Genomic DNA, 13,201 nt, shown 5'->3' on the forward strand with positions numbered 1-13,201 from the left:
CTAACATACTGAAAATTGCCGACGTATTTTACGTAAAAGCAAAAATAGCCATGGCCATAGAATACCATTCACTAAGCTATTCCAAAATACTTGCGGGTGGAATAATACTTGTGATGATAGATATTCAGCCCAAAAAACAGCAAGATCTTGAATGATAGTGAGTAACATAATCACCAGAGCTTGCTGCCACAACGCCATATTACGCAACAATTGGTGTTTATAAGAGACGAGATAGCAAATAATGCTAAAAGAAAGAGCATGCACTCCCAGTGCAGAGCCCTGAATGGAATCTACGATAATCCCTAAAATAAAACTCGTACCAACACTCACTCGGTGTGGTAATGCCATCACCCAATAAGTGAGAATCAACAGAAGCCATGATGGCCGGTAAAAACTGAGTTGTTCCGGCCAAGGCATGACTTGTAAAATCAACGCAATAAAAAACGATAACCAAATGATGGCACGGCCATTTCCGCGATACTCATCCATGCTAATTTACTCTCTTGCCCATAACCATACTGTGTTTCCTCTACTTATGGTTGTGACGTCGGAGCCATTGATGGTGGCAATGGAGGCCCCTGAATTTCATTCGGATTAGGTAACACTTGCGGCAATACTTTCATTAATCGTTCATTTGCTGCACGATAAACTTCCGAAGGCTGTAGTGGCGTTTTAGGGTCGCTATCATTTCCCCATAGTAGCAGAAGGTAGCGTAAACGCTGCAATTCGGCACTCGGCTTCGCGCTGATAATAGTATAAGCACGTTGTGTGTCGTGTTTTACGGCAGAGACCACCCCTACAGGATAACCTTCGGGGAAACGCCCTCCTAACCCTGACGTGACAAGGACATCACCAACACGAATATCGGTATTTTCAGGCAACGGTTCTAATTGGATATCATCAGCACATCCAGAGCCTGCAGCAATAACACGGACATCATTACGTAATACTTGTACTGGCAGTGCATGGGTAGTGTCGCAAATTAACAAAACACGGCTATTAAAGTTACTAACCCCAACCACTTGACCAACTACGCCTTTATCACTAATAACGGGCTGCCCTTCATAAACGCCTTCATTGCTGCCCTTGTCTATAACCACTTGGTCACGATATGGCGTATTCGCGCCTGAAATAACTTGCGTGACCATCATGTGTTCATCTTGACGAAGTGGCGAACCAAGTAACTCCCTTAACCGCGCATTTTCCTGCTTAAGTTGTTCTAAAAGCAAGTTGTCCGCTTTTTTCAGTAATAGCTCTTGGCGTAAGGCTTTATTTTCGAATTGCAATTGTTCTCTTGAAGAGAAGCTTTCGGAGATATTATCTAGAAATTGACGTGGGCCATTGGCTAAAAAATAGAATGGGCTAACCGCCGTGTCTAAGTAGTTACGGACTTTATTGAAAGGCTCAAAGCGATGGTCAATCACCACCAGTACAAGTGCAATGATTACCGCAATAAAAATGCGTAGCTGTAGGGATGGACCTCGCCTAAAAATTGGCTTCATGTGTGGCTAAGTTTCACTAATGTCAGAGGAACAAAAAATAGTCAAAACAGTTGGGGACAGCCCCAACTGTTTCTAAAAGGCCATTTAGTCTTCGCTAAACAGGTCGCCACCGTGCATATCAATCATTTCTAACGCTTTACCGCCACCACGAGCGACACAAGTTAGAGGATCTTCAGCAACGATAACTGGGATACCAGTTTCTTCCATCAATAAGCGATCTAAATTACGAAGAAGCGCGCCACCACCGGTTAAGACCATACCGCGCTCTGAGATATCTGAGGCCAATTCAGGAGGACACTGTTCAAGTGCTAGCATGACTGCGCTGACAATTCCTGTAAGCGGTTCTTGCAATGCTTCTAAAATTTCATTGGAGTTCATCTTAAATCCGCGTGGCACACCTTCCGCAAGGTTACGGCCGCGAACTTCAATCTCGTAAACTTCATCTGTTGGGAATGCAGAGCCAATTCCATGCTTGATGCGTTCTGCTGTCGCTTCACCTATCAGTGAGCCATAGTTACGACGTACATAGTTAATGATGGACTCATCGAAACGGTCACCACCAATGCGTACAGATGAAGAGTAAACAACGCCATTTAACGAAATAACAGCGACTTCTGTAGTACCACCACCAATATCAACAACCATTGAGCCTGTTGCTTCTGATACAGGTAACCCGGCACCAATTGCTGCGGCCATAGGTTCTTCAATTAAGAAGACTTCCCGTGCGCCCGCACTTAACGCTGACTCACGAATGGCTTTACGTTCAACTTGTGTTGCACCAACAGGGACACAAACAAGGACTCGCGGACTTGGGCGTAAAAAACTGTTGCTATGAACTTGTTTGATGAAGTGTTGCAACATTTTTTCAGTCAGGAAAAAGTCGGCGATAACACCGTCTTTCATTGGCCTGATTGCCGAAATATTACCTGGTGTACGTCCCAGCATCTGCTTCGCTTCACCACCGACAGCAGCAACGCTTTTTGGCGATCCAGAGCGGTCTTGACGAATAGCAACTACAGAGGGTTCATTTAATTTTACGCCTTGTCCTTTGACATAAATAAGGGTATTGGCCGTACCCAAGTCAATAGACAAGTCATTAGAAAACATGCCACGAAATTTTTTAAACATAACGAAAGAGTTATCCTGCAAGCTGGGGACGAATTTAAACCCGTCTACTCTACCAACCACTTGAAGCGGTCTCAAGGCGTTAATGAGCTGCTTCTAAAATATGGTTAATTCATCTATTTTTCACGTACCGTACTGTACATGCTTCTTATCTAAACGAAGCAGATAAAAACCCCAAAAACAGATATTAATTGTATTATTTACCTACAGGATAAAATCACACAAAAAAACACCTATTCTTTGGCTGTTATATACTCCATCCTTTTCTTCCCAGTGTGACAAGCTATTATGGCAACAAGTTCAAATATTATTTAGTTCTTTTTATTATTGCTACACACTGGCTATTTCCAATACAAATTGGGTGAATTCGCTGAGTGTTCGCTCTATTATCTACCAGAAACGCGGCAAATTTATGTCAATATGCAAAATGAATCCGTCAAGATGCGATATTTTGCATGATAAAAGCCTATTTATGCCAGAAAAAAATAAATTTTTACAAATTAATTACAATATTAATAGCTTAAATACTGTTACTACGTCAATGAAATACACTCAAATTTTAGTCATTTTCAAAATACATATTTAATCATTATATAGGAGTGAAAGATGAAAGCTCTCGTCCTACAACAAACTGACGAAAAAATCGTCTCTGGCATTCAACCATTAACTACAGAAATGCTTCCAGCCGGAGATATTATAGTCGATATTTATTGGTCTACACTTAATTATAAAGATGCATTAGCTATTTGTGGAAAAGCGGGCGTTGTTCGCCAATACCCGATGGTACCCGGTATCGATTTTTCAGGTGTGATCCACCACAGTGAAGACCCTCGTTTCCAAGTTGGCCAACATGTACTACTGACTGGATGGGGGGTGGGTGAAACGCATTGGGGCGGGTTAGCCTCTCAAGCAAGAGTCCCCGCAAAGTATTTAACCCCTCTTCCAGAAAATTTGTCCTTAAAACAAGCGATGGTTATTGGCACCGCCGGCTTTACAGCAATGCTCTGCGTAAATGCCCTAGAAGAAGCTGGTGTAACTCCTGATAAAGGCGAAGTCATCGTAAGTGGTGCAAGCGGTGGTGTAGGTAGTACTGCCGTGCAATTACTCTCTTTATTAGGTTATGAGGTTGTCGCGATTTCAGGTCGTGAAGAAAACAGCAGCTACCTGCAAAGTTTAGGTGCCAAGAGAGTATTACCTCGTAGTGATTTCACTCATCCTGCTAAACCATTAGACAAACAGTTGTGGGCGGGTGCGATTGATACAGTAGGTGGTGAATTACTCGCTAATCTTCTTGCGCAAACACACTATAATGGGACTGTTGCCGCCTGCGGCTTAGCGGGTGGCTTCGACTTACCAACCAGTGTCATGCCATTTATTTTACGTAATGTCCGCCTACAAGGTGTAGATTCGGTTTACTACCCTGCCGCAAATCGCCCTAAAGTATGGCAACGACTCGCGGAACTTCTACCTCCGTCTTTCTATGAGCAAGTCAGCAATGAGATTAAATTAGAAGATTCTGTCGAATATGCAAAAAAACTCTTAAAAAATGAAGTGACTGGGCGTACGCTAGTCAACCTGCGAGGTTAGTCACCAATTTATTGCGGTACTTTCGCCTAAATAGGGATTACCGCACATTTTCTAAAATAAATTCGGGTATTTTCTCTGATAAGACCAGTATTTTGCTGCTATATGTCACGAAATAATTATAATGACGAACCTTGTCAGTAGAAAATCCATTTATTTTTATGATAAAAGATGACAAACGCTTAGCATCGCGTTATGTTGTCGGGCTATTGATAATATCGTCGGAGTTAGCAGCATAATGGCAGAAGATATTCACATTTTACTCTTGAATGGGCCAAACCTAAACCTGCTAGGTACACGGGAACCCGATAAATACGGCAACCAAACTCTTGCCGATATCGTATCCAAGCTGGAGTCAGAGGCTAGCCAGTTAGGGGTAAAATTGAGTCATTTTCAGTCAAACGCAGAATTTGAACTAATCGATAAAATTCATGCTGCACGTCATGATGTTGATTTTATTCTCATCAATCCGGCTGCATTCACACATACCAGTGTTGCACTACGTGATGCATTACTCGCGGTGAGTATCCCGTTTATCGAGATCCACTTGTCTAATGTGCACGCTAGGGAATCATTTCGCCAACATTCTTATTTCTCCGATAAAGCAATCGGTGTAATTTGTGGTCTAGGTGCTGATGGTTATAGTTTTGCTTTACAGGCAGCGGTTAACCGTCTGCGCCTAATTAATTCAATCCAAATATAAGAGTACGGAATCATATCCATGGATATTCGTAAAATTAAAAAGCTGATCGAGCTGGTCGAAGAGTCTGGCATTTCTGAACTGGAAATTTCTGAAGGTGAAGAGTCAGTACGTATCAGCCGCGTTTCACCTGCTTCCCAGGTTATGGCTGCACCTCAACAATATTACTCAGCACCGGTTGCACAACAACCTGCTTTGGCTAATGCGGTTGCACCATCTGAAGCTATGGTAGCGCCAGCTGCACCTGCTGCGGTTGCTGGTCACCAGGTTCGCTCACCAATGGTCGGTACTTTCTACCGCGCGCCAAGCCCAGAAGCGAAACCATTCGTTGAGATTGGTCAAACGGTCAGCGTTGGTGACCCACTTTGCATCGTTGAAGCGATGAAAATGATGAACCAAATCGAAGCAGATAAAGCAGGCGTTGTTAAAGCCATTCTGTTGCAAAACGGTGATGCAGTAGAATTTGACGAGCCATTAGTTGTCATCGAATAACGAGGCGTTTCCATGCTGGAAAAAATTGTTATTGCTAACCGCGGAGAAATCGCATTACGTATTTTGCGTGCCTGTAAAGAACTCGGCATCAAAACAGTAGCGGTTCACTCTACGGCAGATAGCGATCTAAAACACGTGTTACTGGCTGATGAAACAATTTGTATCGGCCCAGCAGCATCAGCGAAAAGTTACTTAAATATCCCTGCGATTATCTCCGCAGCGGAAATTTCAGGTGCGCAAGCGATTCACCCAGGATATGGTTTCTTGGCTGAAAACGCAGATTTTGCAGAACAAGTTGAAAACTCTGGTTTTGTTTTTATCGGTCCAAAAGCTGAAACCATCCGCCTAATGGGTGATAAAGTTTCTGCAATTAACGCGATGAAAAAAGCCGGTGTACCTTGTGTTCCGGGTTCTGATGGCCCATTAGGGAACGACACTGAAAAAAATAAAGCCATCGCAAAACGTATCGGCTTCCCTGTCATCATCAAAGCATCTGGTGGTGGTGGTGGTCGTGGTATGCGTGTCGTACGCAATGAGAAAGATTTAGAATCTTCGATCAACCTGACACGTGCTGAAGCGAAATCCGCTTTTAATAATGATATGGTTTACATGGAAAAATTCCTTGAAAACCCACGTCATATTGAAATTCAAGTCATGGCTGATGGCCAAGGCCATGCGGTTTACTTGGCTGAGCGTGACTGTTCAATGCAACGTCGCCACCAAAAAGTGGTTGAAGAAGCACCAGCACCGGGTATTACGCCTGAAATTCGCCGTAATATCGGTGAGCGCTGTGCTAATGCATGTATTGAAATCGGTTATCGCGGTGCAGGTACCTTCGAATTTTTATTCGAAAACGGTGAGTTCTACTTCATTGAAATGAATACCCGTATTCAAGTTGAACACCCAGTAACTGAAATGATCACTGGTGTAGACTTAATTAAAGAGCAACTGCGTGTTGCCTCTGGGTTACCATTATCTGTGAAGCAAGAAGATATCGTGGTGCATGGCCATGCTGTTGAGTGCCGTATCAACGCAGAAGACCCGAATACTTTCATCCCAAGCCCGGGTAAAATCACCCGTTTCCACTCACCTGGTGGTTTTGGCGTACGTTGGGAATCTCATATTTACGCAGGCTACACTGTACCTCCGTATTATGACTCAATGATTGGTAAATTAATTACCTATGGTGAAACTCGTGAAATCGCTATTTCTCGTATGAAAAATGCGTTAAACGAATTAATCGTCGATGGTATTAAAACCAATATTGAATTGCACCAAATGATTATGAACGATGAAAACTTCCAAAAAGGTGGAACTAATATCCACTATTTAGAGAAAAAACTGGGTATTGCTGAATAAGTCAGCGATAACCTGTTTAACTTATCGTCAATCGATACCGTAACGCCCTGCGTTACGGTATTTTTTTGTGTTAAATACGCTTTAGTGCACTTTTCTTCTGGTATTTTTCACACTCAGTCCACAGATTATCGTACAATTGCTGATTATTTTTATGGGAATGAAGGGGAATAACGGGTGGATAAACGTTTTCTTCAATCAAATAAAGAAGCGCGCTGGTCATTTTATTTGACTATCGCCTATCTGGTCGGCTGGGTTATTAGTGCCTACCTACCGGACAACACGCTTGGAATTACAGGGCTACCACTGTGGTTTGAATGGTCTTGTCTCATCTTACCCATCATTTTTATTTTGCTCTGCATTATGATGGTTAAACTGATTTTTAAAGACATCTCTTTGGAGGAGAATGATGCAGATTGAAGTTCTCCTGCCTCTCGTCGGCTACCTAGCTCTCGTCTTTTTGCTATCCATTTATGCATATAAAAAACGAACAAAAGGCGAGTTTTTAAATGAATACTTTTTAGGTAATCGTTCAATGGGCGGGTTTGTCCTTGCGATGACCATCACAGCAACCTATATCAGTGCGAGTTCTTTTATTGGAGGGCCGGGAGCTGCCTATAAATATGGCCTAGGTTGGGTGCTATTGGCGATGATCCAACTCCCCGCGATTTGGCTTTCCCTCGGCGTGCTAGGTAAAAAATTTGCTATTTTGGCGCGTCGCTATAATGCCGTTACACTCAACGATATGCTGTATGCACGCTACCAAAGTCGGTTTTTAGTGTGGTTTGCCAGTGTTAGCCTACTCATTGCCTTTTTTGGCGCGATGACAGTGCAATTTATTGGTGGTGCGCGCTTATTAGAAACAGCAGCAGGTATTCCATATACTTACGGGTTAATAATTTTTGGGGTATCTATCGCACTCTATACCGCAATTGGTGGGTTTAGAGCCAGCGTCCTGAATGACGCACTGCAAGGCCTAGTGATGCTTTTAGGTACGGTGATCCTGCTGGTTGCAATTATTTACCATGCAGGTGGTTTACCCGCAGCCATAGAAAAAATGCATACCATAGACCCAAAATTGGTTTCGCCTGAAGGTGCAGATGACATTTTAAGCGGGCCATTTTTAGCTTCGTTTTGGGTTTTAGTCTGTTTTGGGGTGATTGGTTTACCTCATACTGCGGTACGTTGTATTTCATATAAAGACAGTAAAGCAGTTCATCGAGGTATTATTTTGGGAACCATCGTCATGGCGATACTGATGTTTGGTATGCACTTTGCGGGAGCTCTCGGTCGTGCAATTTTACCTGACCTCACAATCCCAGACCAAGTGATCCCTACTTTGATGGTACAAGTTCTACCACCATTTGCAGCGGGAATTTTCTTAGCGGCACCGATGGCCGCAATTATGTCAACGATCAACGCACAACTACTACAGTCCTCGGCAACCATCGTAAAAGATATCTATCTGAATACCATGCCAACACAAATCAAAAATGAAAAGCGTCTTGCACGGATCTCTAGCTTTTCCACTTTGGTCTTAGGTGCATTGCTTTTAGTTGCAGCATGGAACCCGCCTCAGATGATTATCTGGCTGAATTTACTGGCTTTTGGTGGTTTAGAAGCTGTTTTCTTGTGGCCATTAGTCCTCGGGCTCTACTGGGAAAAAGCCAATGGAACAGGTGCTATCAGTGGTATGGTCATCGGAGGCGTCAGTTATGCCATACTGGCTAGCTTTAAAATTGAGATCATGGGTTTCCATGCCATCGTTCCCTCACTGGTTTTTAGCCTTGTTGCCTTCCTTCTAGGTAATCTTTTTGGCAGAAATCCAGTACAATCACCAGCAAACGAACAGGTAACTAGCACTCACTGATTCCTATCTACTGATAGGTGAATTTGGCGTTACCTAATGTAAATGAACAAATGCAATGCTCTAGATAATTCGCGTCATAGATAGGCGGCAAACGAGCTAATCCCTAGGAGCATACACCAATATGTGACTAGGGTTAGTGAGCGCAGCCAACAACGCCATGGCGTGAAGAATGACGAACATTTTAGAAGAGAAAAAACAATGCCTTGGATACAAATCAAAATAAACTCAACCGCAAAAGATGCCGAAGCCCTTGGCGATGAGTTAATCGAAAGCGGTGCTGTGTCTGTCACCTTTCAAGACAGTCACGATACTCCTGTTTTTGAGCCGCTTCCGGGGGAAACGCGTCTTTGGGGTGACACCGATGTTATTGGTCTATATGACGCAGAAACCGACATGAAACTTGTCGTCGCTCAACTAGAAAATAGTCCGATATTGAGTCCAGGTTTTATCCATAAAATCGAACAATTAGAAGACAAAGATTGGGAAAGAGAATGGATGGATAACTTTCATCCGATGCGCTTTGGGGAACGCTTGTGGATCTGCCCAAGTTGGCGCGATGTGCCCGATCCAACGGCAGTCAACGTAATGTTAGATCCTGGCCTCGCTTTTGGTACTGGCACGCATCCAACCACCTCATTGTGCCTCCAATGGTTAGATGGCCTTGATCTAGAAGGTAAAACTGTGATCGATTTTGGTTGCGGATCTGGGATTTTAGCGATCGCCGCATTAAAATTAGGTGCCGCTCATGCGATCGGGATCGACATCGACCCTCAAGCTATCACTGCAAGCCGCGATAATGCGCAACGTAACGGTGTTTCAGAGCGTTTATCTCTATACCTACCAAAAGACCAGCCTAATGACTTACAAGCTGATGTCGTGGTTGCTAACATCCTTGCTGGCCCATTGCGTGAGCTCGCCCCGATGATTAGCGTGCTACCCCGCCCAGGTGGGTTATTAGGTCTTTCTGGCGTGCTCGCCACTCAAGCAGAAGGAGTGGCTGACGCTTATCGTTCAACTTTTGAAATCGACCCTGTTGCTGAAAAAGAAGAATGGTGCAGGATTACGGGTGTCAAGCATTTTTAATGAGTTTTTTTATTAAAATTAGAGAATAATTTCTTTGAAAACAACGCCAGAATAGATTATCTTATAGCTCAAATATTGCTCAATAGCTGGCGATAATCTGTTCTGCACGAGATTTGAACAGCACAACAGTTATTTTAATAAATCGTTATAATACCTACTTAACTATTTGTTAAATATAACTAATTTTATAATTGCAAAGATGCAAGATAAAAAAATTAGTGATAAATAACCGTTTGCTCAAAGTTTGTCCTTTCATATCTCGTAAAAAATGCGTAATATACGCGCCCTTGCAGTCACAGTATGGCCCCCATTTAGTTATGCGAATCGGACAATATCAGTTGAGAAACTGTCTTATTGCTGCCCCCATGGCAGGCATTACAGATAAACCGTTTAGGTCGCTCTGTTATGACATGGGTGCTGGGATGACAGTATCAGAGATGCTTTCTTCTAATCCTCAAGTTTGGAAGACCGACAAATCTAGACTCAGAATGGTTCATCGCGATGAACTTGGGGTTCGTTCCGTGCAAATAGCTGGCAATGATCCCGATGAAATGGCTGCCGCGGCTCAAATCAACGTTGAGAGTGGCGCTCAAATCATCGATATCAACATGGGCTGTCCAGCTAAAAAAGTGAATCGTAAGCTTGCAGGCTCTGCACTACTACGCTATCCAGACATCGTTAAATCGATTCTTGAAGGTGTCGTCAAAGCAGTGGATGTGCCTGTCACCCTTAAGATCCGCACAGGCTGGTCACCTGAAGAGCGAAACTGCATAGAGATTGCCAAATTGGCCGAAGATTGCGGCATTCAAGCTCTCACTATTCATGGCAGAACTAGAGCCTGTCTGTTTAATGGGGAAGCTGAATATGACAATATTCGGGCAGTTAAGCAGACTGTTACCATTCCGGTTATTGCCAATGGCGACATTACTGACCCGCTAAAAGCCAGAGCTGTTTTAGACTACACAGGGGCGGATGCCTTGATGGTAGGCAGAGCGGCTCAGGGAAGACCCTGGATCTTCCGGGAAATCCAGCATTATCTGGACACAGGTGAAATATTGCCACCAATGCCAATGGCAGAGGTAAAGCGTATTATGCTAGCGCATGTACAGGAATTGCACGACTTTTACGGTCAAGGCAAAGGAGCCCGTATAGCGCGCAAACATGTTTCTTGGTACTTAAAAGAACATGCACCTGATGACCAGTTTCGGCGCTCATTCAACACCATTGAGGATGCCAGCGAACAGCTGGAGGTGTTGGAAGCATTTTTTGAAAATTTTTGCGTAAATAAAGATAAGAGCTGACAGAACTATGTTCGAACAACGCGTAAATTCTGACGTACTAACCGTTGCTACTGTAAATTCACAAGATCAAGTAACTCAAAAACCGTTACGTGACTCAGTTAAGCAAGCACTGAAGAACTATTTTGCTCAATTAAATAATCAAGATGTTAATGATTTATATGAGCTGGTATTGGCTGAAGTAGAACAGCCTTTGTTGGACATGGTTATGCAATATACCCGTGGAAACCAGACCCGTGCAGCCCTGATGATGGGTATCAACCGCGGCACTCTGCGTAAGAAACTGAAAAAATACGGCATGAACTAATCCTAGTCGGTTAATGCAGTGTTTTTGTGAGCCCTCACTGTGATGCAGTGAGGGCTTTTTATTTGCAAAAATAATGTGCTAGACCGTTTGTATGGATAAATTGAACTGCTGAACCGCTTGTTGTAATTCTTGCGTTTGCCCCGCTAATGAACTAGCTGCAGTTGCCACTTGTTCAACTAAAGAGGCATTTTGCTGTGTAACGCCGTCCATCTGTGTAATCGCGACTCCAACTTGGGCTATTCCTTTGCTCTGCTCTTCTGAAGCCACGGTGATTTGCTCCATAATTGCTGTTACCTCATTAATTCCCTGTAAGATATTCTCCATCGTTTTTCCCATTTCATTCACCAAACCCGTTCCTTTCTGAACGCAAGCTCCTGAATCGGCAATTAGTCGTTCAATTTCCATCGCGGCTTCCGCACTGTGGCTCGCTAACTTGCGCACTTCCGCAGCGACTACCATAAAACCGCGTCCATGCACACCAGCACGAGCCGCTTCGATAGACGCATTGAGCGCTAAGATATTCGTTTGAAAACTAATATCGTTAATCATGTTGATAATATCTGCTATTTTTTGTGAGCTTTGGGAGATTTCAGTCATGGTCACGACAACAGAATCAACAATGCTATTCCCTTTATTAGCGACCACGAACGCTTCGCCTACTAATTGATTAGCTTGGTGTGTGTTTTCCATATTCAGTTGAACTGCAGCGGTAATTTCCTCCATACTCGCAGCCGTCTCTTCTAAAGCGGCGGCCTGCTCTTCTGTTCGAGATGAAAGATCGCTATTACCGTTTGAAATCTCACTTGCCCCCAGATAAATATTTTCACTTCCTTGTCGGATTGTATTGACCGATTCACTTAAATCTTTTCTCATCCCTTCAAGTATTGGAAATAATTTTCCTACACAGCTATTTCCGAACGGCTGTACAGGATGGCTTAAATCCCCTTTCGCAATTTGAGTAAAATGTTGCCTCAGTAGCCCTAATGGTTTTTGCATCATCTCTGCCATATAGCGATCCGTAAAAATGAGCATGAAGATCCCTAATATTGCAGTGACGATCATGACCACTTGTGTAATATCTATCACGCTATCGACATTCTGCCGAGTATGGCTGATCAATTCATCAGCCGTCTGATTAAATTGCTGAATTGAAGCGCCAAAAGCTCGGCTTAATGCAGGTGTTACATTATGGGCATGCGCTAAATATTTGTCCGAATCGTTGTCCATACTCAATGCGAGTTGAGGCGTGACGCCATCATCTAGCAGTGATTGCCAATTATTGATCACCAAATCTGATACTTCAGGATCCATCGGTCCAGGAGAAATCGACTTCATTTGCTCTAAATATTTCCCCATATTGGACATCGCTTCTTTTACAGGGGCATAATCCACATCTTTCCCTTGGCTTTTACTTTCCATGACTCTAGTTAGTCGTGTGACAAAACGAAAATACTGATCATTTCCTTGACTAAGGACGGTCATTTGTTGCACCAATTGCCTATCAATATCATTTCCATCAGCAATACGTGATAATGACCAACCACTGTATACATTCGTTCCCCCCAAGATCAGACACAAAATACTTAATAATACGAAGACCACAGTGCGAATTGAGTAATTTCGAAGTTTCTGCATAGAATTTCTCTTTTGGTGGGATAATCTGACAATATTTAACTTTATCGGCGCTATAGAAAAATATTTTAATCCCTAGATTTGATTAACCAGCACTCGATATAGGTAAAAATACTTACATTTCAAGAGGGTTACTATTTGATTTTGGGAATCAGAGAAAATTAAAAATTTGAAATTAATTTGAGTAATTTGAAGTAGATCGCTAAATGAGAGCATCCAACCTGAGTAAATGTCCCCCTATCTCTATTTTCA

13 protein-coding genes are annotated in these 13,201 nt (G+C 43.1%); 9 read left to right on the forward strand and 4 right to left on the reverse strand.

Translation table 11 applies throughout. From position 1 onward, the window contains the following. From mreD to M1F17_RS16740, 3 genes are all read right to left on the reverse strand, one after another. Positions 1-489, reverse strand: a complete 489-nt coding sequence (gene mreD, locus M1F17_RS16730) for a rod shape-determining protein MreD (protein WP_318837075.1) — start codon at positions 487-489, stop codon at positions 1-3. A 44-nt stretch (positions 490-533) separates the two neighbouring features. Beyond that, positions 534-1,502, reverse strand: a complete 969-nt coding sequence (gene mreC, locus M1F17_RS16735; RefSeq protein WP_004258388.1) for a rod shape-determining protein MreC — start codon at positions 1,500-1,502, stop codon at positions 534-536. An 84-nt stretch (positions 1,503-1,586) separates the two neighbouring features. Continuing rightward, positions 1,587-2,630 carry a rod shape-determining protein gene (locus tag M1F17_RS16740; protein ID WP_004908213.1) on the reverse strand — a complete coding sequence of 348 codons (1,044 nt, stop codon included), beginning with the start codon at positions 2,628-2,630 and terminating at the stop codon, positions 1,587-1,589. 603 nt (positions 2,631-3,233) lie between these two features. Between M1F17_RS16740 and M1F17_RS16745 the strand changes: the two genes are divergently transcribed. The 9 genes from M1F17_RS16745 to fis all read left to right on the forward strand — a co-directional run bounded on the left by M1F17_RS16745 (position 3,234) and on the right by fis (position 11,317). Beyond that, a complete protein-coding gene (locus M1F17_RS16745; protein ID WP_110591209.1) occupies positions 3,234-4,214 on the forward strand; it encodes an oxidoreductase in 981 nt (326 codons plus the stop codon). A gap of 235 nt (positions 4,215-4,449) precedes the next feature. Beyond that, positions 4,450-4,914: a type II 3-dehydroquinate dehydratase gene (gene aroQ / locus M1F17_RS16750; protein ID WP_004258402.1), complete on the forward strand. Its 465-nt coding sequence runs from the start codon at positions 4,450-4,452 to the stop codon at positions 4,912-4,914. A gap of 18 nt (positions 4,915-4,932) precedes the next feature. After that, the gene (gene accB, locus M1F17_RS16755; RefSeq protein ID WP_004258405.1) at positions 4,933-5,403 is read left to right on the forward strand and encodes an acetyl-CoA carboxylase biotin carboxyl carrier protein; all 471 of its coding nucleotides are present in this window, start codon (positions 4,933-4,935) and stop codon (positions 5,401-5,403) included. A gap of 12 nt (positions 5,404-5,415) precedes the next feature. Further along, positions 5,416-6,762 carry an acetyl-CoA carboxylase biotin carboxylase subunit gene (gene accC, locus M1F17_RS16760; protein WP_004258411.1) on the forward strand — a complete coding sequence of 449 codons (1,347 nt, stop codon included), beginning with the start codon at positions 5,416-5,418 and terminating at the stop codon, positions 6,760-6,762. Positions 6,763-6,936: 174 nt separating this feature from the next. After that, a complete protein-coding gene (locus tag M1F17_RS16765; protein WP_004258419.1) occupies positions 6,937-7,179 on the forward strand; it encodes a DUF997 family protein in 243 nt (80 codons plus the stop codon). Next, positions 7,169-8,629, forward strand: coding sequence for a sodium/pantothenate symporter (gene panF / locus M1F17_RS16770; RefSeq protein WP_112307585.1), 1,461 nt, complete (start codon positions 7,169-7,171; stop codon positions 8,627-8,629). The genes M1F17_RS16765 and panF overlap by 11 nt, the downstream gene beginning before the upstream one ends. Before the next feature lie 198 nt (positions 8,630-8,827). Beyond that, on the forward strand, positions 8,828-9,712 hold the full coding sequence (gene prmA, locus M1F17_RS16775) for a 50S ribosomal protein L11 methyltransferase (protein ID WP_318837436.1): 885 nt from the start codon (positions 8,828-8,830) through the stop codon (positions 9,710-9,712). Between the two features lie 317 nt (positions 9,713-10,029). Then, entirely contained in the window at positions 10,030-11,013 is a 984-nt protein-coding gene (dusB, locus tag M1F17_RS16780; RefSeq protein ID WP_004258432.1) for a tRNA dihydrouridine synthase DusB, read from the forward strand. A gap of 7 nt (positions 11,014-11,020) precedes the next feature. Continuing rightward, positions 11,021-11,317 (forward strand): DNA-binding transcriptional regulator Fis, encoded by a 297-nt coding sequence (gene fis, locus M1F17_RS16785; protein WP_004258438.1) that lies wholly within the window; start codon positions 11,021-11,023, stop codon positions 11,315-11,317. 78 nt (positions 11,318-11,395) lie between these two features. Here the strand turns inward: fis and M1F17_RS16790 are convergent, their stop codons facing one another. Beyond that, positions 11,396-12,952 (reverse strand): methyl-accepting chemotaxis protein, encoded by a 1,557-nt coding sequence (locus tag M1F17_RS16790; RefSeq protein ID WP_094961487.1) that lies wholly within the window; start codon positions 12,950-12,952, stop codon positions 11,396-11,398. Positions 12,953-13,201 lie beyond the last annotated feature (249 nt).

This window comes from Providencia sp. PROV073, from assembly GCF_033688125.1.
In the GTDB taxonomy this organism is placed as follows: Bacteria; Pseudomonadota; Gammaproteobacteria; order Enterobacterales; family Enterobacteriaceae; genus Providencia; species Providencia hangzhouensis.

Excerpts from the sequence above, each read along its gene's own strand:
- mreD (WP_318837075.1), bottom strand. The coding sequence starts at position 489 with ATGGATGAGTATCGCGGAAATGGCCGTGCCATCATTTGGTTATCGTTT.
- mreC (WP_004258388.1), bottom strand. The coding sequence starts at position 1,502 with ATGAAGCCAATTTTTAGGCGAGGTCCATCCCTACAGCTACGCATTTTT.
- M1F17_RS16740 (WP_004908213.1), bottom strand. The coding sequence starts at position 2,630 with ATGTTTAAAAAATTTCGTGGCATGTTTTCTAATGACTTGTCTATTGAC.
- M1F17_RS16745 (WP_110591209.1), top strand. The coding sequence starts at position 3,234 with ATGAAAGCTCTCGTCCTACAACAAACTGACGAAAAAATCGTCTCTGGC.
- aroQ (WP_004258402.1), top strand. The coding sequence starts at position 4,450 with ATGGCAGAAGATATTCACATTTTACTCTTGAATGGGCCAAACCTAAAC.
- accB (WP_004258405.1), top strand. The coding sequence starts at position 4,933 with ATGGATATTCGTAAAATTAAAAAGCTGATCGAGCTGGTCGAAGAGTCT.
- accC (WP_004258411.1), top strand. The coding sequence starts at position 5,416 with ATGCTGGAAAAAATTGTTATTGCTAACCGCGGAGAAATCGCATTACGT.
- panF (WP_112307585.1), top strand. The coding sequence starts at position 7,169 with ATGCAGATTGAAGTTCTCCTGCCTCTCGTCGGCTACCTAGCTCTCGTC.
- prmA (WP_318837436.1), top strand. The coding sequence starts at position 8,828 with ATGCCTTGGATACAAATCAAAATAAACTCAACCGCAAAAGATGCCGAA.
- dusB (WP_004258432.1), top strand. The coding sequence starts at position 10,030 with ATGCGAATCGGACAATATCAGTTGAGAAACTGTCTTATTGCTGCCCCC.
- fis (WP_004258438.1), top strand. The coding sequence starts at position 11,021 with ATGTTCGAACAACGCGTAAATTCTGACGTACTAACCGTTGCTACTGTA.
- M1F17_RS16790 (WP_094961487.1), bottom strand. The coding sequence starts at position 12,952 with ATGCAGAAACTTCGAAATTACTCAATTCGCACTGTGGTCTTCGTATTA.